The organism is Bradyrhizobium daqingense, from assembly GCF_021044685.1.
GTDB lineage: Bacteria > Pseudomonadota > Alphaproteobacteria > Rhizobiales > Xanthobacteraceae > Bradyrhizobium > Bradyrhizobium daqingense.
On the sequence record NZ_CP088014.1, the window covers coordinates 2912815 to 2934739 of the forward strand.

A 21925-nucleotide genomic window follows, 5' to 3' on the forward strand; every position below is an offset into this window, starting at 1 on the left:
TCAGAAACACGCGGAGTGTAGCCGCGAACGCGCGGACGTTGCCAGTGGCCATTCCCAGACTATCCTCATGCGGGGACAGCAACGCCGATCAAGCGAAGGGGGAATGACCGGCGCACCCTTGCAGCGCTTTGAACGAGGACGACCATCGTGAATCCAGCCCAGCGCGCGCTCTGGTATATCGAGAGCCATCTGGCCGAGCCGATGACGCTCGACGAGATCGCTGAGATATCCGGCGTGTCGCGGTTCCACATCGTGCGTGCGTTTGCCGCAGCCACCGGCCTCCCGGTGATGCGTTACGTGCGCGCGCGGCGGCTGACGGAAGCTGCGCGCAGTCTGGCAAAGGGTGCACCCGACATCCTGTCGCTGGCGCTGGAGGCCGATTACGGCTCGCACGAAGCCTTCACCCGCGCGTTCCGCGACCAGTTCGGCACCACGCCCGAAGCGGTGAGGGCGGCAACGTGCGCAAGCCATATCAAGCTCCAGGAGCCGATCCTCATGGACTCCACCATGCTCGACCATCTTGCCCCGCCGCGTTTCGAAATCGCAAAGGCCTTCCTCGTCGCCGGTCCGGGCGAGCGCATCGCCTGTGACAACGGCGCCATGATCCCGGGTCTGTGGCAACGCTTCCATCGGGAGATTGCCGACGTTCCCGCGCGCGTCGGCAACGTCGCCTATGGCATCTGTTGCAACGGCGATGATGCCGGCAATTTCGACTACATCGCCGGCGTCGAGGTGACCGATTTCTCCGACCTGCCGCGTCGCTTCAGCCGCATCCGCATCCCCGAGCAGCGCTATGCCGTCTTTACGCACACGGATCACGTCGCGTCGATCCGACGCACCGTGAACACAATCTGGAATCAGTGGCTGCCGGCATCTGGCCTCAAAGCTGCGGATGCGCCGAACTTCGAGCGCTACGATGAGACGTTCGATCCTGCAACCGGCAATGGCGGATTCGAGATCTGGCTGCCGGTGAGGGAGTAGAGCTTCCGCAAGGCTGGCATACCATCCCGCTTGCTTGGCAAGCCCCGGTGACTTTGTCATAACGCCAGGCAAAGCTTGCCTGCGGGGCCCATGCCGGACATCCCGTGCAAGTCATAACAAGCAGCCGGGAGGGTCCCACCATGTCCAACGTTCGCGTTCTCGCCACCGACCTCGAATTTCCCGAAGGGCCGGTCGTGATGCCGGACGGCTCGGTCGTGCTGGTGGAAATCCGCGGCCAGCGCCTGACGCGCGTTTATCCCGACGGCCGCAAGGAGATCGTTGCGAAGGTGCCGGGCGGCCCCAATGGCGCAGCCCTGGGGCCCGACGGCAAGATCTACATCTGCAACAATGGCGGCTTCTCCTGGCTTCAGGCCGGCAAGATGATCATGCCGGGCCCGCAGCCGGACGATTATCTCGGCGGCGCGATCCAGCGCGTCGACCTGCAATCCGGCAAGGTCGAGACCGTCGTGAGCAAATGCGGCGCGCACGATCTGCGCGGCCCGAACGATCTCGTCTTCGACAAGCACGGCGGCCTGTGGTTCTCCGACCTCGGCAAGCGCCGCGCGCGCGAGATGGACGTCGGCGCCATGTATTATCTCAAGCCCGACATGCAGGAGATCGTCGAAATCGTGCACGGCATCCTGCCCGCGAACGGCATCGGGCTCTCGCCGGACGAGAACACCGTCTATATCGCGGAGACGCCGACGGGCCGGCTCTGGGCCTATGAGCTCTCCGCGCCGGGCACACTGAAGCCGCGCGAGGTGATCTATCGTGGCGAGCGGGGCAAGCCGATCTGCGGCCTCGGTGGCTACCAGATGTTTGACTCGCTCGCGGTGGAAGCAGGCGGCAATGTCTGCGTCGCCACCCTCGTCTCCGGCTGCATCTCGGTGATTGCGCCGGATGGGACGCTGGTGGAGCAGGTGCCGACCGGCGACCGCGTCACCACCAACATCGCCTTCGGCGGCCCCGAGCTGAAGACCGCCTATATCACGCTGTCGGGCAAGGGTGAGCTGATCGCCATGGACTGGCCGCGCAGCGGTTTGCCGTTGAATTTTTTGAATAAGTGACGATGGCGTAGTACGCCATCGTCACCCCGGGGCGGCTCGGAGAGCCGAGCCCGGGATCCCGAGATTCCGGGTTCGGTCCTGCGGACCGCCCCGGAATGACATCAAGAGGAAACCATAGAATGCCCTGGCCCGATCCCGTCACCCTGCGCGGACAGCACGCCCGTCTGGAGCCGCTGTCGCACGATCATCGCGCGGGGCTGGTCGAGGCCGTCAGGGACGGCGAGCTGTCCAAGCTCTGGTACACCGCGATCCCGCTGCCGGACAACATGGGCAAGGAGATCGACCGCCGCCTCGGCCTCCAGGCCGCCGGCTCGATGCTGCCGTTCACCGTGTTCGATGCCGCCGGCACCATCGTCGGCATGACGACCTATATGAACATCGATGCCGCCAACCGCCGGGTCGAGATCGGCTCGACCTGGTATGGCAAGAGCGCGCAGCGCGGCCCGCTCAACACGCAGTGCAAGCTGCTTTTGCTGCGGCACGCCTTCGAGACGCTGAACTGCATCGCGGTCGAGTTCCGCACCCATTTCTTCAATCATCAGAGCCGCCGCGCCATCGAGCGCCTGGGCGCCAAGCAGGACGGCATTCTGCGCAGCCACCAGATCGCGCCGAACGGCACGCTGCGCGACACCGTGGTCTACAGCATCACCGCTGCCGAATGGCCGACCGTGCAGGCGCATCTCGAATTTCAACTCAACGACAAGCCGCGCTGAGAGGCGCCGAGGCACCATGGACAGATTTGATTATGTGATCGTCGGCGCGGGCTCCGCCGGTTGCGTGCTCGCCAGCCGGCTGAGCGAAGATCCGAACGTCAGCGTCTGCGTGCTCGAGGCGGGGCCTTCCGACTGGCATCCCTACATCCATCTGCCGGCGGGCTTCATCAAGACCTTCCACATGAAGAGCATCAACTGGGCCTACCAGCAGGAGCCGGGGCCCTGGACCGGCGGGCGCAGCATCTACGCGCCGCGCGGCAAGACGCTCGGCGGCTCGTCCTCGATCAACGGCCACATCTACAATCGCGGCCAGCGCATGGATTTCGACACCTGGGCACAGATGGGCAATCGCGGCTGGGGCTATGCCGACGTGCTGCCCTATTTCCGGCGGCTGGAGAAGCGGGTCGGCGAGGGCGAGGAAGCCTATCGCGGCCGCGAAGGCAGCCTCATCGTCACCACAATGGACTGGCGCGATCCGCTCTGCGAAGCCTTCATGGAAGGCGCGGTCTCGCTCGGCATCCCCCGCAATCCCGATTACAACGGCAAGACGCAAGAAGGCGTCTCCTACTGCCAGCGCACCATCAACAACGGCCTGCGCGTCTCCGGCGCGACCGCGTTCCTGAAGCCCGCGATGAAGCGGCCCAATCTGCATGTGCACACGCACGCGCACGCGACCGAGATCATCTTCGAAGGCAAGCGCGCTGTCGGCGTGCGCTACGCCAAGGGTGGCCGCGGCGGACATGCCGTCGAGGTGCGCGCCAACAAGGAAGTGATCCTGTCCGGCGGCACCTATAACTCGCCGCAACTCTTGCAGCTCTCCGGCGTCGGCTCGCCCGACCTGTTGCAGCAGCACGGCATCGCGGTGCGTCACGCGCTGCCGGTCGGCGAGGGCCTTCAGGACCATTACGCGCCGCGCACGGTGGCGCGGGTCAAGGACATCAAGACCATCAACGAGCTTCGCCGCGGCTTCTCGCTGTGGATCGAGGCGCTGAAATGGGCGACCGCGCGGCGCGGCCTGCTGTCGCTGTCGCCGACCATGGTCTATTGCTTCTGGCATTCCGGCGAGAGCGCCGAAAGCTCCGACCTTCAGCTCACATTCACGCCTGCAAGCTACAAGGAAGGGGTGCAAGGCCAGCTTGAGGACGAGCCCGGCATGACGGTCGCATCCTGGCAGCAGCGTCCCGAGAGCCGCGGCTATGTCCACATCCGCTCCAACGATCCGTTCGCGCCGCCGATCATCCAGACCAATTATCTCGACGCCGAACTCGACCGCCGCGTCATCGTCGGTGGCATGAGACTGGCGCGGCGTCTTTTGAAGAGTGCACCGCTGTCGCCTTATTACGCCTACGAGGATTTCCCCGGTCCCAACGTCAACACCGACGACGAATTTTTACACGCCGCGACTGAGCGCGGCACCACCACCTTCCACCCCGGCTGCACCTGCCGCATGGGCCCGGCGGATTCCACCTGGGCGGTCGTCGACGACCACCTCCGCGTCCACGGGTTGGAAGGGCTACGCGTGATCGATGCCTCGGTGATGCCACGGATGATCTCGGCGAATTTGAATGCGTCGACGATGATGATCGCCGACCGCGCCTCCGACCTGATCCGCGGCAAGCAGCCGATGGAAGCCGCAAGGATTCCGGAGGCCGCGGTGGCCTAGGAAGGTCTCTTGCCCCGGACGCAGCGCAGCGCTTCTTCAGCGGTGTGCTGCAGAGCCGGGGCCCATGTCGCCGCATTCTGCCGTGTCGCCTTCTGGGTCCCAGCGCTGCGCAGCAGCGTTGGACGCTGCAGCGCGTCCGGGACGCGTCCGCTCGCTCTTGGCTGTTTCGCTCGCCGTCAACCCCTCCCTGCAAAAATATTCCACTTTACCGAAATTCGGAATTGCGGCATAGATCGCGACAGCCCGGCCCGACGGAGAGGGGCGGTTCGCGAGTCGTTCGAAACGCGGGCCGGGTTGCGGTGGACGCGGCAGCGTCGGGCACGAAAGGCAAGGGCAGGGCGGATTGCTCTCCGTGAGCCCGAAGCCTCGTGCGGACGAACGGCGCTGACAGGTTCGTCCCGCTGGTCTTTCGATGGCAATGTGCACAAGGCCGTCGGAGCCGGCGGGGTCAAGCGAATCGCGCGTACGGCAAAACCGTGTGGTCCTGGCCGTCGTTGCTACGGTCAAGCCTTGGCGAATGCGGCAGTCGCGTCAACCGGCGCGATGCCGGCGGCTTTCGTCGGGGTGAGGGAGGCCAGAACGAACTCGGCTCCCGGGAGAGCACGGCATAAGCCGTCCGACCATCGCGCAGGGAAGGCCGTGTGTTCGGCACCACCTGTATGCTGCTGTGCGGTTTTCTGCGTGCACCTTTTGCGCAGCAGACCGCGGGTGCGAGGTCAGCACCCGGCCTTCCCTGCGCCCTCTGATCGAAGAGGGAGTGATGAAGCAAAGCTCGGGCGAAATGCGCCGCGAGGCTGCGAAAGTGCGTCTGCGATTCAAACGCGAATGGGAAGAGCGAGCTGTCGCCTCATACTCCGTCATTGCGAGCGGAGCGAAGCAATCCAGAATCTCTCCGCGGAGGGATTCTGGATTGCTTCGTCGCAAGGGCTCCTCGCAATGACGTGGAGAGCGCGTGCGCACACTCCGCTCTTGTGCCCCGGACGCAGCGCAGCGCCCTTGCGATGCGCTGCAGAGCCGGGGCCCATGTCTCCGAGCAATCCGTGCCGTCCTGGGTCCCGGCTCTGCGCAGCAGCGTTGCACGCTGCAGCGCGTCCGGGACACGAAAGGCCTAAACTTCCCGCCGGCTCAAGAACGCCAGCCGCTCGAACAGATGCACGTCCTGCTCGTTCTTGAGCAGTGCGCCGTGCAGCGGCGGGATCAGCTTGCGCGGGTCGCGCTCGCGCAGCTGCTCGGCGCTCATGTCCTCGTTGAGCAGCAGCTTGAGCCAGTCGAGCAGCTCCGAGGTCGAGGGCTTCTTCTTCAGGCCGGGCACTTCGCGCACCTCGAAGAAGATGCGCAGGGCTTCCTCGACCAGGCGCTTCTTGATGCCGGGGAAGTGGACGTCGACGATGCGGCCCATCGTGTCGGCGTCGGGGAATTTGATGTAGTGGAAGAAGCAGCGGCGCAGGAAGGCGTCCGGCAGCTCCTTCTCGTTGTTGGAGGTGATCATCATGATCGGGCGCTGCTTGGCCTTGATCGTCTCGCCGGTCTCGTAGACGTGGAATTCCATGCGGTCGAGCTCGAGCAGCAGGTCGTTGGGGAATTCGATGTCGGCCTTGTCGATCTCGTCGATCAGGAGCACCGGGCGTTGCTCGTCCGTGAAGGCCTCCCACAGCTTGCCGCGCTTGATGTAGTTCCTGATGTCGGACACGCGGGCGTCGCCGAGCTGGCTGTCACGCAGGCGCGACACCGCGTCGTATTCGTAGAGGCCCTGCTGCGCCTTGGTGGTGGACTTGATGTGCCAGGTCAAAAGCGGCGCGTTCAGCGCCTTCGCCACTTCCTCCGCCAGCACCGTCTTGCCGGTGCCGGGCTCGCCCTTGATGAGGAGCGGGCGCTCCAGCACGATCGAAGCATTGACGGCGACCTTGAGATCGTCGGTCGCAACATAGTCCTTGGTGCCGGTAAACTTCATCGCGCGTCCTTGTTTGGTCGTCGTCGCCAGGCATTGCCCATTCATTGCCTTGGTCACGACAAGCGAACGGCCGCTCGCGGCGGCCGTTCCTGGGTCGGTCAGGCTTTCAGACCCGTTTTATCAGCGAAAGGATGACGAGCACAATCACCGCGCCGATCGTGGCATCGACGATGGCGCCGATCGTGCCGGTTGCCAGCTGGATGTGCAGCTGTGGCAGAACCCAGCTCGCCACCAGCGCGCCGATGATGCCGACGACGATGTTGCCGACCAGCCCAAATCCCGCCCCGTGGACAATCTTGCCCGCAAGCCAGCCTGCGATCGCCCCGATGATGAGCGCTGCGAGAATTCCCATTGCAAACGTCCCCAAAACAACCCCGTCTGGCATCAATTCTAGAGCAAAATGCCTCTCGGTCCAGTGCGGAGCAGGAGCCTCCGCCCCTTGACGTTCGCCCCCCGACGGGCAATCTGTCACCCATGTTCCTGCAATTCTTCACCTCTCTGCGCGACGCGCAGGTCCCCGTGACGCTGCGCGAATACCTCACGCTGATGGAGGCGCTCGACGCCGACCTTGCGGACTACACCGTCGAGAACTTCTACTATCTGTCGCGTGCCTCGCTGGTGAAGGACGAGCGCAATCTCGACAAGTTCGACCGCGTGTTCGGCACGGTCTTCAAGGGCCTGGAAAGCCTGCTCGAGGCCATGGACAAGGCGGAGATCCCCGAGGAGTGGCTGAAGAAGCTCGCCGAGAAGTACCTGACCGAGGAAGAGAAGAAGCAGATCGAGGCCATGGGCTGGGACAAGCTCATGGAGACCCTGAAGAAGCGCCTCGAGGAGCAAAAGGGCCGGCACCAGGGCGGCAGCAAGTGGATCGGCACCGCCGGCACCTCTCCGTTCGGCGCGCACGGCTACAATCCAGAAGGCGTGCGCATCGGCCAGGAGAAGAACCGCAACAACCGCGCCGTGAAAGTGTGGGACAAGCGCGAGTTCAAAGATCTCGACGGCAATGTCGAGCTCGGCATCCGCAACATCAAGGTGGCGTTGCGGCGCCTGCGCAAATTCGCGCGCACCGGCGCGCCTGACGAGCTCGATCTCGACACCACCATCCGCGAGACCGCCAATCACGGCTATCTCGACGTCCACATGCGCCCCGAGCGGCGCAATGCGGTGAAGCTGCTGGTGTTCTTCGACATCGGCGGCTCGATGGACGCGCATATCGAGCAGGTCGAGGAGCTGTTCTCTGCGGCGAAGAGCGAATTCAAGCACATGGAGTATTTCTACTTCCACAACTGCCTCTATGAAGGCGTGTGGAAGCAGAACAAGCGCCGCTTCACCGACCGCACGCCGACCTGGGACGTGCTGCACAAATATCCGCACGACTACAAAATCGTGTTTGTCGGCGACGCCTCGATGTCGCCTTACGAGATCATGGTCCCCGGCGGCTCGGTCGAGCACGTCAACGAGGAGCCGGGCTCGGTCTGGCTCGATCGCATCATCCGCACCTATCCGCATACGGTGTGGCTCAACCCGGTGCAGCAGAAGCATTGGGACTATTCGGAATCCACCACCATCATCAAACGCATCTTCGCCAACCGGATGTATCCGATCACGATCGAGGGTCTGGAAGCCGCGATGAAGGAATTGACGCACTAGCCGTCATTCCGGGGTGCCCGAAGGGCGAACCCGGAATCCATCGGGCGGCAGAGTCGGTGAGAAATGGATTCCGGGCTCGATGCTGCGCATCGCCCCGGAATGACGAAAGAGAAGGGAATAATCATGCCCCAGACCATCACCCGCGGCATCAAGGCGTTGATCGACGAGGCCAATGCCGAGATCGAGACCCTCAACGCCAAGGACGCCATCGAGATTTCCAAGAACGGCGACGTCGTCATCGTCGACATCCGCGATCCCCGCGAGATCGAGCGCGACGGCCGCATTCCCGGCGCGTTCGCCTGCACCCGCGGCATGCTGGAATTCTGGATCGATCCGCAGAGCCCCTATGCCAAGCCGATCTTCCAGGAGGACAAGAAGTTCGTCTTCCACTGCGCAGGCGGCTTGCGCTCCGCGCTCGCCGCCAAGACCGCGCAAGACATGGGGTTGAAGCCGGTCGCCCACATCGCCGGTGGCTACGCCGCCTGGCGCGATGCCGGCGGCCCGACGGAGCAGTGGGCGCCAAAGAAGAAGGGGTGAAGTGGACGCCTCCCTCACCACATACTCCGTCATGCCCGGGCTTGACCCGGGCATCCACGTCTTTGCCGCGACGAAGAACGTGGATGGCCGGGACAAGCCCGGCCATGACGACTGAGACAATTGCCGGAGCATGCAATGACCGCCACCGACCCCCTCGTCTCCACCGAATGGCTCGCCGCACACATCAACGACGCCAACGTTAAGATCCTCGACGCCAGTTTCAAGCTGCCGGGCGTGCTGCCGCTGCCGAAGGACGACTATCTCGCCGCGCATCTGCCCGGCGCGGCGTTCTTCGACGTCGATGCGGTGTCGGATCATTCCAATCCGCTGCCGCACATGTATCCGAGCGCCGAGCAGTTCGGCCGCGACATCGGCAATCTCGGCATCGCCAACGCCGACACCGTCGTGCTCTACGATGCCGGCGGCTGGGTCGCCGCGCCCCGCGCGTGGTGGATGTTCCTGGCCTTCGGCCACACGAACGTGCGCATCCTCAATGGCGGGCTGAAGAAGTGGCGTGCCGAGGGGCGCGCGACCGAGAGCGGAGAGGTGAAGCCGAAGCCGGCGACGTTCAAGGCGAGCTATGACGCCAAGCGCGTGCGCAGCATGCAGCAGCTCATCGCCAATGTCGAAAGCCGTGCCGAGCAGGTGATCGACGCGCGCGCTGCCGACCGTTTCGAGGGGCGCGCGCCCGAGCCGCGGCCGGGCATCCGCTCCGGCCACATCCCCGGCGCCCGCAACGTGCCCTACAATCTGCTGTTCGATGCCGCGACCGGCGAGATGAAGCCGCTCGACGATCTCCGCGCTGCCTTCACCAATGCCGGCGTCAAGCTCGACGCCCCGATCGTGACGAGCTGCGGCTCGGGCGTCTCCGCCGGCGTGCTGACACTCGCGCTCTATCGTCTCGGGATTACCGACACCGCGCTCTACGACGGCTCATGGTCGGAATGGGGCCAGGAGAAGGGCCCGCCGATCGCGACCGGCCCGGCGTAAACTCGCTGTTTCCACATCGTCATGGCCGGGCTTGACCCGGCCATCCACGTCTTGAGGCGCTATTTCGAGACGATGGATGGTCGCAGGAAGGCGCGTTATCGCGTTCGCGTGGTCGTCGTCGCGAAGCTCCGCTGTCCGAACGGATCGAGTTGTTGCTGCAACTGCTGAGGCGGCGGACGGCGCACCACGCGCTGCCGCTTCTTGGCCTTCGCCTTCGCCTTGGGCTTGGTCGCCTTGCTATCCGCCTTGATGTCAGTGTTGGCCTTTGCCGGTGCATCCTTCACGGACGTCGCCGCCGGATCGTTCAGCGCGGCCAGCTTGGCGGACGCGACGTCGAGCGCCGAGGAGGCGAGGGCGGCATCGGGATCAGCCGGAATCGGCTCGTCGGCCGGCTTGGTCTCGGGGATCGCGGCGGTCGTGTCGTCCGGCGTGAGCGTGTCGGTGGGCGCCGCCGCTGCGACCTCCACGGTCGCGTCGAGCTTGGCCGGTTCGAGCGCAGGGACTTCGGTCGGCGGTGCAACGACCGTGGGCTGAGCGTCGGCTTCGGTTGCCAGCGCGGCGACCTGCTCCGGCTCGCTCACCGGAAGGCCGATGGTCGGTATTTGGTCGCGCAGGGAGAGCTCCGGCTCGGCCACCTCAGGCTCGGCCCGCAACACCGCGAGCACCGGCTGGGCCGGCTCGGGGGCCTGGGCAAACACTTTCTCCTTCGGGCCGTTCCGCCAGGAGGGGTTGCTGACATACTGCTCATGGCTCGCCCGCAGCAGCGCGGCGGCCCCTAGGCCGAACACCAGGATGGAGGTTGACAGCAGGATCGCGGCAAACAGGAAGCGAAAGCCGGGAAGCATCGGACGGGTTTGCGAATTTCCGCCCCGGCGGCGAGGTTGCCGGGGCCCATGAGCCATCTGAACGCGGTGACGGTACTGAATGCCGCGTTCGCCGCGCGGGATCGAAGCTCAAAGCAGTGGCGAATCAGGCTGATTCGACCATATCGCAACGTCTCACCGCCGCTTCCTAAATTCGGGGCCGAAGACTCCGGCAATTGACGGTGCAATGCGATTTCCGCCCCGTGATGCAACGGGGCAACGGTAGTCTTGCGGATCACAAATCGGCAAATCCGGCGCAAATAGGCCTGATATGTCTTGAATGTGCCGCTATCTTCCGTCATCTGGCCGTTAACGGTCCGGACGGGCTTGGGGACTATACAAGAGCGATGATGATCAAACATTTTCTGACGATATGCGCTGCCGCAACAGTCGCTGCGGCGGGAACCTCGCTCGCGCAGGCTCAGAGCTATCCGATCCAGCAGGTGCCGAGCTACGGCGCCCCGGCCGAATATCGGCCCGGCGACCGCACGCCGAATTTCGATGCGCTGGAGGATGACGACGACGCGATGCCGCAGGCCTCGTTGCCGCCGCCCGGCCCGGTCGATGATCCCCGCTATGGCCGCCCGATGGGCGCGCCGCCGGTCTATTCGGCGGCTCCGCCGCAGGGCCCGGTGATGTCGCCGGATGATCCGCGTTATGGCCGTCCGGCTGGCGCTCCGCCGGTCTATTCGGCCGCGCCGCAAGGCCCCGTGATGTCGCCCGACGATCCCCGCTACGGCCGGCCCGCCGGTCCGCCGCCGGTGATCTATGCCAACCGTCCGGGCCAGCAGGGCCAGGCTCCGGCCAATGACGGCCTGCGTCCGCCGGAAGCCGTGGGCGGTCCCGCCGCGACCGGAACGGTTCAGGCCGGCCAGCCGCCCGTCGGCACCGATGGTCGCCCGGTGCAGTTGGCCGCGCTGCCGCCCGAGGAGCAGCCCGATGCTGCGCCGGTGCAGCTGCCGCCGAACCTGCGCCGTCAGGAGGTCTCGTTCCAGACCAAGGAGCCTGCCGGCACGCTCGTGGTCGATACGCCGAACACCTACCTCTATTACGTGCTCGGCAACGGCCGTGCGATCCGCTACGGCGTCCGCGTCGGCCGCGACGGCTTCACCTGGACCGGCGTGCAGAAGATCACCCGCAAGGCCGAGTGGCCGGATTGGCATCCGCCCACCGAGATGATCGAGCGCCAGCCCTATCTGCCGCGCTTCATGGCCGGCGGTCCCGGCAATCCACTCGGCGCACGCGCCATGTATCTCGGCTCGACCGTCTACCGCATCCACGGCACCAACCAACCCTCGACGATCGGCAAGTTCGTGTCGTCGGGCTGCATCGGCATGCTGAACGAGGACGTCTCCGACCTGTTCGATCGCGTCAAGGTCGGCACCCGCGTGGTCGTGATGCCGGGCGGTCCGCCGCCGGGAACGGCCACGGCCTCCGCCGCGCCGACGCCGGGTGCTACTGCTGCCGCCGGTCCGGCCCCGATGGCCGCGCAGGCGGGCCCCGTCCCGGGCACGCAGCCGACCGTGGTGCCGCCGCTGCCTGCGCCGGTCACTGTGCGCTGAGCGCGCCGAGAATATTCAGATTGCAGAAGGGCGTGCCACCGGCACGCCCTTTGTCATTCAGGCCAGCTTGCGCGGCAGCTCGCCACCCTTGGTGAAGGCGTCGATCGCCTCGACCATCTGGCCGTAGTGAATACCCAGACCATCCTTGGTCGCGTAGCCGAGATGCGGCGTCAGCACGAGATTGTCGAGCTTGCGGAAGGGATGGTTGACCGGCAGCGGCTCGACCGAGAACACGTCGATGCCGGCGCCCGCGATTTTCCGCTGCTGCAACGCTTCGAGCAGCGCCTGCTCGTCCACGATCGGCCCGCGCGCGGTGTTGACGAGAAAGGCGGTCGGCTTCATCCGCGCGAGATCGGCCCGGCCAACCAGTCCGCGCGAGCGATCGCTCAGCACCACATGGATGGTGACGATGTCGGCCTTGGCGAAGAGCTCGCCCTTGGTGGCGTAGCCGACGCCGGCCTCCTTGCACTTCTCCGGCGTCAGATTCGGGCTCCAGGCGATCACGTTCATGCCGAACGCCTTCGCAATCCCTGCCATCTTGCTGCCGAGCTTGCCGAGCCCGATGATGCCGAGCGTCAGCCCCTCGATCTCGACGCCGGCGAAGGTCTGCCAGGGCTTGCCTTCATGCATGCGCGCATTCTCGCGGCCGATGCCGCGGGTCAGCTCCAGGATCAGGCCCATGGCCAGCGGGGCGGTCGGGTCGCGCGAATATTGCGTGCCGCCGACGGTGATGCCGCGCGCCTTGGCGGCCTCCATGTCGATCGCGGCGTTGCGCATGCCTGACGTCAGCAGCAGCTTCAGCTTCGGCAGGCGATCGAATAGGCTCCTCGGGAATGCGGTGCGCTCGCGCATCGCGCAGATGATCTCGAAATCGGCCAGCGCCGCGGCTGCGGCCTGCTCCGAGTCGAAGGGGTGGCTGAACACGGTGACATCGACGCGGTCGGACAATTTTTGCCAATCCGCGACGTCGAGCGCGAGGTTGAAATAGTCGTCGAGAATTGCACAGCGCAGCCGCGTCATCGGGATTCATCCATGGCGAGAGGTGCCGGCGCCATGCGAGGGCGCCATCGTCGGAACCGGGCCATGGTTGCGCGCAATCGCAGCTGTGCGCAAGCAGCTGGCGCGTTCAAAAATCCGATAGGGAAGGAGGGTTCAGAGGTCGCGCGGCTTCAGGCGGAACGGCGCATCCATGCCGTGCTTGGCGCGCCAGGCCGGGCCGGGGCCGCGCATGTAGTGCAGCTCGGGCCGGTAGGGGTTGAACGCCGTGGCGAAGAAGCGCTTCCAGAAGCCCTTGATCTCCGAGACGAAGCCGGAGGCGTGCCCGGTTTCTGCCGGCACAGGAAGCGAGTGGGTTTCGATCAGTGCCATGACGCTGTCTCGCCGTGCTCCCCGTTCGTTCTGAGCGGGCGCGCTGTTTCCGCGCGAAACCGAGCTTTGGCCTAATTTATTAAAAGATGGTTTCAATTGTCCGGATCGGCGGCGACATGGTGTCCAAACCGTATTCAACCGTGGTGAACGGACGGAAAACGTTGCCCTTTGGAGGCGGGATCGTTACATCGCTGGCGAAGCAAATTTCCTCAAATCGAAGGTTTCACGGGACCGATGGCGCGCCAGTTCATCTATTTTATGCAGGGCCTGACCAAGAGCTACCCGACCCGGAAGGTGCTCGATAACATCCATCTGAGCTTCTACCCGGACGCCAAGATCGGCGTGCTCGGCGTCAACGGCTCGGGCAAGTCGACCCTGCTCAAGATCATGGCCGGCCTCGACAAGGAATACACCGGCGAGGCCTGGGTCGCCGAGGGCGCCCGTGTCGGCTATCTCGAGCAGGAGCCGCAGCTCGATCCGAAGCTCTCGGTCCGCGAGAACGTCATGCAGGGCGTCGCCAAGCAGAAGGCGATCCTCGACCGCTACAACGAGCTCGCGGTCAACTATTCCGACGAGACCGCCGACGAGATGACCAAGCTGCAGGACGAGATCGAGGCCCAAGGCCTGTGGGATCTCGACAGCAAGGTCGACCAGGCCATGGATGCCCTGCGCTGCCCGCCCGACGATGCCGACGTGACCAAGCTCTCGGGCGGTGAACGCCGCCGCGTCGCGCTGTGCCGCCTCCTGCTCGACCGGCCCGAGCTTCTGCTGCTGGACGAGCCGACCAACCATCTCGACGCCGAGTCGGTGTCGTGGCTGGAAGGCCATCTGCGCAACTATCCCGGCGCGATCCTGATCGTCACCCACGACCGCTACTTCCTCGACAACGTCACGGGATGGATCCTCGAACTCGACCGCGGCCGCGGCATTCCCTACGAGGGCAATTACTCCTCCTGGCTGGTGCAGAAGCAGAAGCGCCTGGAGCAGGAGGGACGCGAGGACGCCGCGCACCAGAAGACGCTGGCGCGCGAGCAGGAATGGGTGGCGTCCTCGCCGAAGGCACGCCAGGCCAAGTCCAAGGCGCGCTACCAGCGCTACGAGGAGCTGCTCAAGCAGGCCAGCGAGAAGCAGACCCAGACCGCGCAGATCATCATCCCGGTCGCGGAGCGGCTCGGTGCCAACGTGGTCGATTTCGAGGACTTGAGCAAAGGCTATGGCGATCGCCTCCTGATCGACGATCTCACCTTCAAGCTGCCGCCCGGCGGCATCGTCGGCGTGATCGGTGCCAACGGCGCCGGCAAGACCACGCTGTTCAAGATGATCACCAAGCAGGAAACGCCTGACAAGGGCACGATCACGGTCGGCGAGACCGTCCATCTCGGCTATGTCGATCAGTCCCGCGACGCGCTCGACGGCAAGAAGACCGTGTGGGAGGAGATCTCCGGCGGCAACGAACTGATCCTGCTCGGCAAGAAGGAAGTGAACTCGCGCGGCTATTGCTCGTCGTTCAACTTCAAGGGCGCGGACCAGCAGAAGAAGGTCGGCGCACTCTCCGGCGGTGAACGCAACCGTGTGCATCTTGCGAAGATGCTCAAGTCCGGTGCCAACGTGCTGCTGCTCGACGAGCCCACCAACGACCTCGACGTCGACACGCTTCGCGCGCTCGAAGAGGCGCTGGAGGATTTCGCCGGCTGCGCCGTCATCATCAGCCACGATCGCTGGTTCCTCGACCGCATCGCGACCCACATCCTGGCGTTCGAAGGCGACAGTCACGTCGAATGGTTCGAAGGCAACTTCCAGGATTACGAGAAGGACAAGATGCGCCGGCTCGGCCAGGACAGCATCATTCCGCACCGCGTGAAGTACAAGAAGCTGACGCGGTGATCCCGGCATGATGCGGCGGGCGCTCATCGCTGCGGTGATCGTGGTCACCTGCGGCTGGTCGTCCGCCCGCGCCGCCGACGCTGCCTTCACCCAGTTCATCGCCTCGCTTTGGCCGGAGGCGCAGGCTGCGGGCGTGTCGCGCGCGACGTTCGAGCGAGAGACGCGCGGGCTCGAGCCCGACTACAAGCTGCCCGATCTGCTGCTGCCGGGTCGTCCCGCGAGCGGCGCACCGTCGCAGGCCGAGTTCGTGCAGGTGCCGGCCGACTACGTCAAGGAAGCCTCGATCGCGCGGCTTGCAAGCGAGGGGCAGCGGCTGCTGCAAAAATACCGCGCCTCGCTGAACGAGATCGAGAAGAAGTCCGGCGTGCCGGCGACCGTCATGCTCGCGATCTGGGGCCGCGAGACGGACTATGGCCGCCACACTCTGCCCCATGATCTGGTGCGCGTGCTGGCGACGCAGGCCTATGTCGGACGCCGCAAGGATCAGTATCGCAACGAGTTCATTGTCGCGCTCAAGATCCTCGGCGAGGGCGTCGTCACGCGCAAGGACATGCGCTCGTCCTGGGCCGGTGCGACCGGCCTGACGCAGTTCCTGCCATCCGAATATTACAAGCACGGTGTCGATTTCGACGGCGACGGCCGCATCGACGTCTGGCACTCGGTGCCGGATGCGCTGGCCTCCGCGGCGCAGCAACTCGTCAACAAAGGCTGGCAAAGCGGTGTGCGCTGGGCCTACGAGGTGCAGGCGCCGGCCAAGGTCGATTGCACCATCGGCGTGCCCGAGGTGACGAAGCCGATCGGCCAGTGGCTGCGCGAGGGGTTTGTGCCGGTGCGTGGGCAAAAGCTCAGTGCGGCCGAGCAGGCGCAGCCGGCCTCGCTGCTCCAGCCGGAGGGCATCTATGGCCCCTCGTTCCTGACCACGAAGAACTACTTCGTCATCAAGGAATACAATTTCTCCGATCTCTATGTGCTGTTCGTCGGCCATCTCAGCGACCGCATGACCAGCCCGCAGCCATTCGCAACGCCCTGGTCGGCTTCGAAGCAGCTGCGCACGACAGACGTCGAGACCATGCAGCGCGGGCTCACGCGCATTGGGCTCTACAAGGACAAGATCGACGGCAAGGCGGGGATGCAGACCCGCGCCGCGCTCGGCGCTTACCAGAAGTCGGCCGGTCTCAAGGTCGATTGCTGGCCGAGCGAAGAAGTGCTGCGCTCGATCCAGGGGGCGCGATAACGATTTCGACCAAAGAAAAAGCCCGGCCGATGGTCTCGGCCGGGCTTCGATCGTGGCGCGGGATGCGCGCGCAGCGATCAGATCAGTAGCAAACGCGGATCGGACGGCTGACCCAGCCGTAGCCGTCCCAATAGCGCTCACGACGCCAATAGCAGGGCGCCGGCGGCGGGGGCTCGGCCACGTAAACCGGGCCGCCATAAGCGGGGCGGCTCGAGGCGATGGCACCGCCGACGATCGCGCCGCCGATCAGGCCGGCTGCGATGCCGGCGCCGATGCCATCATGGGCCTTCGCGGACGGGGTGGCGGTCACCAGCGAACCGGCAACCGTCGCGACCGTGAGGGCAGCAACTACAGTCTTCTTCATGCTCTTGGCTCTCCTGGGAGAAGGGGCTCCCCTTGTGAGGGGCGGCCGGGTTTTCGAAGGTTCACGCACACTCTGATGGAATTGGCCGTTGGGCTTAGGAAGCGCGCAAATGGTCAACCCACGGTAAACGCACACGGAGCTGTGACGAGAAAAAGCGGTCTTTTTCAGGCTCCGAGATGAACGGCGCATCCGTAGTGAACCGGCCTGCGGCGCCTCAGCCGCAGACTCTGACGCGGCGGACGCGCCAGGCATAACCGTCCCAGAAGCGCTGCTTCTGCCAGGCGCAGCCGCCGTAATAATCGTCAGCAACATAGCCCGGGCTGGGGGCGTAGTAGCGGGGCGGATAATAGCCCGGTTCGTAATAGCCGGGTCCGGGTCCGTAATAATACGGAGAGGCCAGCGCGCCGCCGACAATGGCACCGCCGATGATCCCGGCCGCCACACCCGCAGCGACACCGCGCTGGGCTTGGGCCGGGGTCCCGGCCGTCAAGGCCAAGGCTGCGATGGCAGCGACTGCCAGGAGCGACTTCTTCATGGGGGCAAGACCTTTCGCACGAACACGCGGGAACTCCTTGAGGCGTAAGGTTCCATACTTTGCTTGAATGATCAATGAACGGCCCCTTTGCTGGCGGCGACCAATCGATATGGACCGCAACTCCACCGGGAGGCGATGATGGGCAACGCGACGGCATTGATTGCCGCTGGCATCGTATGCGCGATCGGCTACGGCTGGATCGTGCATCTCCGAGACGGCAGCCGACGCTCCCGCGCGACAGCCGGCGGCGACAGCGGGACTAGCAGTGGTGGCGGCTATTCCGGGACCAGCGACGGCTTCACGCTGGGAAGCTGGTTTTCCAGCGACCGTTCGGGAAGCTCGACCGACGGGGGCAGCTGTTCCAGCAGCGACGGCGGCAGCAGCAGCGGCGGTGGGGATTGCGGAGGCGGCGACGGTGGTGGTGGCGGAGGCGGCGACTAGATCCGCTCCAATCTTGATCCACCGCAACGCGCCGATTTTGAACCGTTCTAGGCTGTATCCGGGCCAGTTTGGAATAGCTTCAAATACTGGTTTTTCCTTTTGCATCCGGCCGGGCCCTTAAATATCGATGGTGACGCATCACCGAAGGGCCTGCCGCTTCCATGATCGTTTGTTCCTGTAACGTGCTGAGCGATGACGACATCCGCGCCGCCGTCGCCGAGTCCGACGACGCCGTACGCCATGCCAAACAGGTTTATGGGTGCCTCGGCTGTAACGCGGAATGCGGCCGCTGTGCCCGCACCATCAAGACCATCATCGACGAAGCGCTCGGCCCCTGCGCTCAGTCCTGCTGTGCCGGCTGTCCGCACAGCCACACGGTGGCGGCCAACGACGAGACCTCCGAACCGGCCCAGTTCGCGCTCGCGGCCTGCTGAACCTCCAGACGGTCCGCTGAGTTTTTCCCCGATTGCGGCTCCGCAGCCGGTTGCCCTCCCCCGCAAACTCATTTAGAAGCATTCTAAACTCGGTTTAGGGCCGATTTGGACTGCAAAGAGCTGGAGTGGACCATGCAGGGCGACGCAAAAGTCATCGATTATCTCAACAAGGCGCTGCGTCACGAGCTGACTGCGATCAACCAGTACTGGCTGCACTACCGTTTCCTCGACAATTGGGGGCTGCTGGACATGGCCAAGGTCTGGCGCAAGGAGTCGATCGAGGAGATGGAGCACGCCGACAAGCTCACCGCGCGCATCCTGTTCTTCGACGGCTTTCCCAACATGCAGGTGCTCGATCCCCTGCGCATCGGCCAGAACGTCAAGGAGATCATCGAATGCGATCTCGCCGCCGAGATGAGCGCGCGGGCGCTCTATCAGGAAGCGGCGACGTACTGCCACGGCGCCAAGGACTACGTCACGCGTGACCTGTTCGAGAAGCTGATGAGCGACGAGGAGCATCACATCGACTTCCTCGAAACTCAACTCGACCTGATCGGCCGTATCGGCCTCGAGCTCTACACCCAGAAGCACGTCGGCGGCCTCGAGGGCGAGGGGCACTAACTCCTTCGTCATGGCCGGGCTTGACCCGGCCATCCACGTGGTGCCGCACGACGAAGGCGTCGATGCCCAGGGGTAAGCCCGGGCATGGCGGCCCGTTTGAACAGAAACTGCGCCCGCCTATAGCTGCGTCTTGTAGATTTCTTCCACGACCTCCTGGCTCTGCCGTTCGCCCAGGCCAGTCTGGTCGTGGATGACCTCGATGATGCTCGGCATCACCGAGCGCTGCACCTTTTCCGATGACCATAGCTTCGAGCGCATCAGCGCCTTGCCGCAATGGAAATAGACTTCGCTGACCGCGACGTTCAGCACCGCGCGCGGCGGCTTGCCGAACTCCACCATCGAGGCCAGCAGATCCGGATCAGCCGACAGCGTGCCGCGTCCGCCGACGCGCAGGGTCTCGTCGATCCCCGGCACGAAGAATAACAGATGCACGAAGCCGGAGCCTTCGACGACGTTGCGAAAACTGTCGATCCGGTTGTTGCCGGAGCGGTCGGGCATCAGCAGCTGGTTGGGGCCGGCGACCTGGACGAAGCCGACGCCGCCGCCGCGCGGCGAAGCATCGACGCTGCCGTCCGCGCCTGATGTCGCGAGCACGCAGAACGGCGACATCTCGATGAACTTCCTCGCATGCGCATCGATCGCTGGCCGTGCCTTCGCGATCACGCGCGGGGTCGGCTTGGCATAGATCGTGGCGAGGTCTTCGGCGCTCAGTTTGGTCAACGGCGTGCCTCCGTATCAGCGTAGCCTCAAGCTACCCGATCGGGCGCCTGCAGCCAACGAGATCCATGATGCTTTATTTCTCGAGCGTGATTTCTCGGAAGACGGCTGCGCACTTTTCCGGATCGTGCTCTACACCGCATCCGCCGGCACGAAGCAGCTGATGATGATGGCGCCGCGGTGGTGGACGTACCACACCACGGCCTGACCAACTGGATTGCCGCGATCGCGGATGATGGCGCGCTCGGGCACCTCGATCCATTGTCCTTCGATCGGCACCCAATAGCTGCCGCCGCGCACATTGTATTCGGTGCGATGGCCGTCCGAAATGTCGCAGCAGGGCACGCCGTTCGGCGCGATCACGCTCTTGAACCAGGCGCGGATGTCGGGCGGAACATGATCGTATTGCCCGTTGTCGACTGCGAACGCTGCGCTCGTCAGCACGGTCAGCCAAACGCACAGTGCTAGCCTGTGCATGCGATCCTCCTCGTCGCCTGTCGTGCCCTTCGCGCGCGATTGTCTGCGCGTCGATTCGTATCGTTGGCGCGATTAAGCCCGAGCTGTCAGCGCAATGCATGCTCAAATAATATGCGGCATTGACGGCCGTTGACGCGCTGCAAAATCAGCGGCGCGCCAGTTCCATGCTTTGTTGCGTTCGGCGGCCGCGTTGCCGGGGAACTTAACAGACGTGCGGGGAGGGATGTAGGATTTCGTCGCCGCCGATCGTCCTTGGGTCATATCCGGAGAGACTGCATGTGCCGCAACATCAAGACGCTGTTCAACTTCGAGCCGCCGGCGACGGAGGACGAGATTCATGCTTCCGCACTTCAGTTCGTGCGAAAGCTGTCGGGCTTCAACAAGCCGTCGCAGGCCAATGAGGAAGTGTTCGAGCGCGCAGTGGCGGAAGTGTCGGAGGCAGCGCGAAAGCTATTGCGCTCGCTGCACACCCATGCGCCGGCGCGCGACCGCGAGGTCGAGGCGGAAAAGGCAAAGGAGCGTTCGCGGCTTCGGTTCGGTTAGCTCTCCCCGAAGGCCCTTTACGTGATCTGGCTCACGGAAAAGTCCGCCAGACTGCGCGATGATGCTCACCGGGATTTCGACAGCCCGGAGCAGGAACATGAGCCGCCCCCTTCTTCCGCTAAAAGCAGGTGCCGTCACCTTCACGGTGCTGTGGACCGCCTGGATGATGTGGTGGAGCGGGTCTTCTAGCAGCGTCAACCTCGTCATCCTGACGCTGGTCGGCACGCTGGTCGGCTATCTCTGGTATCGTGCTATGCGCTGGCAGTTCGAGCGCATGGGCATGCTGCCGCGCAAGGATGATTCCTCTAGGGCCTCTTGATCAGGTTCGCGTCTCCTGGACGCCGTTGGTGAGATCGGCCTCCGCTCAGCAACGCAGCATGACATGCCGCGCTGCGTCCGGGGCAGAAGCACGTCGCTAAGCCCGCTGCTTCTTCTTTTTCTTCTTTTTCTTGTAATCGCCGCCGTCGCCGTCGTCGCCCTCGCTGTCACCATCGACGATCGGCGCGTCCGTCTCCTGCACCGCGGCCTCGAGCGCCTCTCGCTCGGCGGCCTCACGCTCGCGCTGGCGGCGGCGTTCGTCCCAGGCATCGAACAGTTGCTCGAGCCAGGGCAGCACCTGCTCGATCGACGGCAGTTGACCGGCAGGCCCCGGCTCGCCGCGCGAGCCTTGTGGTCCTGCCGGACCTTGCGGCCCGACAGGTCCCTGCGCGCCGATAGCCCCGCGCGGGCCGACTTCGCCCTGCTTGCCTTGCGGACCGGGCTTGCCTTGCGGTCCCGCCTTTCCGATCGGCCCCGGCTTGCCCTGCGGACCCGGCTTGCCGCGCGCGCCATCGGGGCCGCGCCGGCCCGGATGACCCTGCGGTCCCGGCCGTCCCGGCTCGCCCTGCCGCCCGCGCGGTCCCTGAGGCCCCTGCCGTCGTCCCTGATCGTCTGCCACGCCGCTGCTCCCTGGTCACGGAAGCAAGCTACTTAGCGGCGTTTGACGACAGCAGCAATTCCACCCGCGCTTCGTACAGGATCGGTCAACATCAATCGGCGCGCCGTCTTGCCGCGCTAGTCCTGATAGGCGGGCACGTCGATGCCGGATGCCGCATAGATCCGGATCTTGTTGCGCAGCGTGCGCACCGACAGGCCGAGCACGCGCGAGGCGCGCGTTCGGTTGCCGTCGCAGCGCGCCAGCGTCTGGAGCACGAGCTCACGCTCGACCTCGTCGACGGTGGCACCGATCAGCAGCGGAACGATCTGGTTGGGTGCAAGGAATTGGGCGCCCTGCTCGGGCGCAGCGACATGAACAGTGGTCATCAATATACTCCCCGACCAACGCCCGCTT

Annotated in this window: 26 protein-coding genes; 15 read left to right on the forward strand and 11 right to left on the reverse strand. The window is 64.9% G+C overall.

The window, feature by feature from the left end; all coding sequences use genetic code 11:
- The first annotated feature begins 147 nt into the window (after positions 1-147).
- The 4 genes from LPJ38_RS13905 (at position 148) to LPJ38_RS13920 (ending at position 4424) form a co-directional block, all read left to right on the forward strand.
- Positions 148-981 (forward strand): AraC family transcriptional regulator, encoded by an 834-nt coding sequence (locus LPJ38_RS13905; RefSeq protein WP_145634980.1) that lies wholly within the window; start codon positions 148-150, stop codon positions 979-981.
- A gap of 140 nt (positions 982-1121) precedes the next feature.
- Positions 1122-2048 carry an SMP-30/gluconolactonase/LRE family protein gene (locus LPJ38_RS13910; RefSeq protein WP_145634977.1) on the forward strand — a complete coding sequence of 309 codons (927 nt, stop codon included), beginning with the start codon at positions 1122-1124 and terminating at the stop codon, positions 2046-2048.
- A 119-nt stretch (positions 2049-2167) separates the two neighbouring features.
- Positions 2168-2761 (forward strand): GNAT family N-acetyltransferase, encoded by a 594-nt coding sequence (locus tag LPJ38_RS13915; RefSeq protein WP_145634974.1) that lies wholly within the window; start codon positions 2168-2170, stop codon positions 2759-2761.
- A 16-nt stretch (positions 2762-2777) separates the two neighbouring features.
- Positions 2778-4424, forward strand: a complete 1647-nt coding sequence (locus LPJ38_RS13920; RefSeq protein WP_145634971.1) for a GMC family oxidoreductase — start codon at positions 2778-2780, stop codon at positions 4422-4424.
- 1108 nt (positions 4425-5532) lie between these two features.
- On the opposite strand, the gene LPJ38_RS13925 is transcribed toward LPJ38_RS13920, so the two are convergent.
- Positions 5533-6375, reverse strand: a complete 843-nt coding sequence (locus LPJ38_RS13925) for an AAA family ATPase (protein WP_145634968.1) — start codon at positions 6373-6375, stop codon at positions 5533-5535.
- Between the two features lie 106 nt (positions 6376-6481).
- A complete protein-coding gene (locus LPJ38_RS13930; RefSeq protein WP_008559660.1) occupies positions 6482-6727 on the reverse strand; it encodes a GlsB/YeaQ/YmgE family stress response membrane protein in 246 nt (81 codons plus the stop codon).
- A 122-nt stretch (positions 6728-6849) separates the two neighbouring features.
- On the opposite strand from LPJ38_RS13930, the gene LPJ38_RS13935 reads away from it, so the two are divergent.
- The 3 genes from LPJ38_RS13935 to sseA all read left to right on the forward strand — a co-directional run bounded on the left by LPJ38_RS13935 (position 6850) and on the right by sseA (position 9552).
- Complete coding sequence (locus LPJ38_RS13935) at positions 6850-8025, forward strand: vWA domain-containing protein (RefSeq protein ID WP_145634964.1); 1176 nt, start codon at positions 6850-6852, stop codon at positions 8023-8025.
- Between the two features lie 123 nt (positions 8026-8148).
- Positions 8149-8562, forward strand: a complete 414-nt coding sequence (locus tag LPJ38_RS13940; protein ID WP_145634961.1) for a rhodanese-like domain-containing protein — start codon at positions 8149-8151, stop codon at positions 8560-8562.
- 135 nt (positions 8563-8697) lie between these two features.
- Positions 8698-9552, forward strand: coding sequence for a 3-mercaptopyruvate sulfurtransferase (sseA, locus tag LPJ38_RS13945; protein WP_145634958.1), 855 nt, complete (start codon positions 8698-8700; stop codon positions 9550-9552).
- A 95-nt stretch (positions 9553-9647) separates the two neighbouring features.
- Here the strand turns inward: sseA and LPJ38_RS13950 are convergent, their stop codons facing one another.
- On the reverse strand, positions 9648-10397 hold the full coding sequence (locus LPJ38_RS13950) for a hypothetical protein (RefSeq protein ID WP_145634955.1): 750 nt from the start codon (positions 10395-10397) through the stop codon (positions 9648-9650).
- Positions 10398-10765: 368 nt separating this feature from the next.
- Here LPJ38_RS13950 and LPJ38_RS13955 point away from each other — a divergent pair, with 368 nt between their 5' ends.
- Complete coding sequence (locus tag LPJ38_RS13955; protein WP_167520523.1) at positions 10766-11977, forward strand: L,D-transpeptidase family protein; 1212 nt, start codon at positions 10766-10768, stop codon at positions 11975-11977.
- A gap of 57 nt (positions 11978-12034) precedes the next feature.
- Here LPJ38_RS13955 and LPJ38_RS13960 read toward each other — a convergent pair whose 3' ends face one another.
- On the reverse strand, positions 12035-12997 hold the full coding sequence (locus LPJ38_RS13960) for a D-2-hydroxyacid dehydrogenase family protein (protein WP_145634948.1): 963 nt from the start codon (positions 12995-12997) through the stop codon (positions 12035-12037).
- Between the two features lie 132 nt (positions 12998-13129).
- Positions 13130-13345, reverse strand: a complete 216-nt coding sequence (locus tag LPJ38_RS13965; protein WP_060735149.1) for a hypothetical protein — start codon at positions 13343-13345, stop codon at positions 13130-13132.
- Positions 13346-13579: 234 nt separating this feature from the next.
- Between LPJ38_RS13965 and ettA the strand changes: the two genes are divergently transcribed.
- Entirely contained in the window at positions 13580-15229 is a 1650-nt protein-coding gene (ettA, locus tag LPJ38_RS13970; RefSeq protein WP_145634944.1) for an energy-dependent translational throttle protein EttA, read from the forward strand.
- Positions 15230-15236: 7 nt separating this feature from the next.
- Positions 15237-16463, forward strand: coding sequence for a lytic murein transglycosylase (locus LPJ38_RS13975; protein WP_145634942.1), 1227 nt, complete (start codon positions 15237-15239; stop codon positions 16461-16463).
- Positions 16464-16545: 82 nt separating this feature from the next.
- Here the strand turns inward: LPJ38_RS13975 and LPJ38_RS13980 are convergent, their stop codons facing one another.
- Entirely contained in the window at positions 16546-16827 is a 282-nt protein-coding gene (locus LPJ38_RS13980) for a hypothetical protein (protein WP_008556068.1), read from the reverse strand.
- Positions 16828-17041: 214 nt separating this feature from the next.
- Positions 17042-17362 (reverse strand): hypothetical protein, encoded by a 321-nt coding sequence (locus tag LPJ38_RS13985; protein ID WP_145634939.1) that lies wholly within the window; start codon positions 17360-17362, stop codon positions 17042-17044.
- Between the two features lie 135 nt (positions 17363-17497).
- On the opposite strand from LPJ38_RS13985, the gene LPJ38_RS13990 reads away from it, so the two are divergent.
- The 3 genes from LPJ38_RS13990 (at position 17498) to bfr (ending at position 18858) form a co-directional block, all read left to right on the forward strand.
- Positions 17498-17803 (forward strand): hypothetical protein, encoded by a 306-nt coding sequence (locus LPJ38_RS13990; RefSeq protein ID WP_145636056.1) that lies wholly within the window; start codon positions 17498-17500, stop codon positions 17801-17803.
- A gap of 161 nt (positions 17804-17964) precedes the next feature.
- On the forward strand, positions 17965-18237 hold the full coding sequence (locus tag LPJ38_RS13995) for a (2Fe-2S)-binding protein (protein ID WP_145634936.1): 273 nt from the start codon (positions 17965-17967) through the stop codon (positions 18235-18237).
- A gap of 132 nt (positions 18238-18369) precedes the next feature.
- Positions 18370-18858 carry a bacterioferritin gene (bfr, locus tag LPJ38_RS14000; protein ID WP_008556076.1) on the forward strand — a complete coding sequence of 163 codons (489 nt, stop codon included), beginning with the start codon at positions 18370-18372 and terminating at the stop codon, positions 18856-18858.
- Between the two features lie 117 nt (positions 18859-18975).
- Here the strand turns inward: bfr and LPJ38_RS14005 are convergent, their stop codons facing one another.
- Together LPJ38_RS14005 and LPJ38_RS14010 are read right to left on the reverse strand one after the other, a co-directional pair.
- Positions 18976-19578: an MSMEG_1061 family FMN-dependent PPOX-type flavoprotein gene (locus tag LPJ38_RS14005; protein ID WP_145634933.1), complete on the reverse strand. Its 603-nt coding sequence runs from the start codon at positions 19576-19578 to the stop codon at positions 18976-18978.
- A gap of 129 nt (positions 19579-19707) precedes the next feature.
- Positions 19708-20052, reverse strand: coding sequence for a hypothetical protein (locus LPJ38_RS14010; RefSeq protein ID WP_145634930.1), 345 nt, complete (start codon positions 20050-20052; stop codon positions 19708-19710).
- Between the two features lie 276 nt (positions 20053-20328).
- On the opposite strand from LPJ38_RS14010, the gene LPJ38_RS14015 reads away from it, so the two are divergent.
- Together LPJ38_RS14015 and LPJ38_RS14020 are read left to right on the forward strand one after the other, a co-directional pair.
- A complete protein-coding gene (locus LPJ38_RS14015; protein ID WP_145634927.1) occupies positions 20329-20595 on the forward strand; it encodes a DUF2277 domain-containing protein in 267 nt (88 codons plus the stop codon).
- Positions 20596-20692: 97 nt separating this feature from the next.
- Complete coding sequence (locus tag LPJ38_RS14020) at positions 20693-20914, forward strand: hypothetical protein (RefSeq protein ID WP_145634924.1); 222 nt, start codon at positions 20693-20695, stop codon at positions 20912-20914.
- A gap of 96 nt (positions 20915-21010) precedes the next feature.
- Here LPJ38_RS14020 and LPJ38_RS14025 read toward each other — a convergent pair whose 3' ends face one another.
- Entirely contained in the window at positions 21011-21532 is a 522-nt protein-coding gene (locus tag LPJ38_RS14025; RefSeq protein ID WP_145634921.1) for a collagen-like domain-containing protein, read from the reverse strand.
- A gap of 116 nt (positions 21533-21648) precedes the next feature.
- Positions 21649-21897: a helix-turn-helix domain-containing protein gene (locus LPJ38_RS14030; RefSeq protein WP_145634918.1), complete on the reverse strand. Its 249-nt coding sequence runs from the start codon at positions 21895-21897 to the stop codon at positions 21649-21651.
- Positions 21898-21925: the final 28 nt, after the last annotated feature.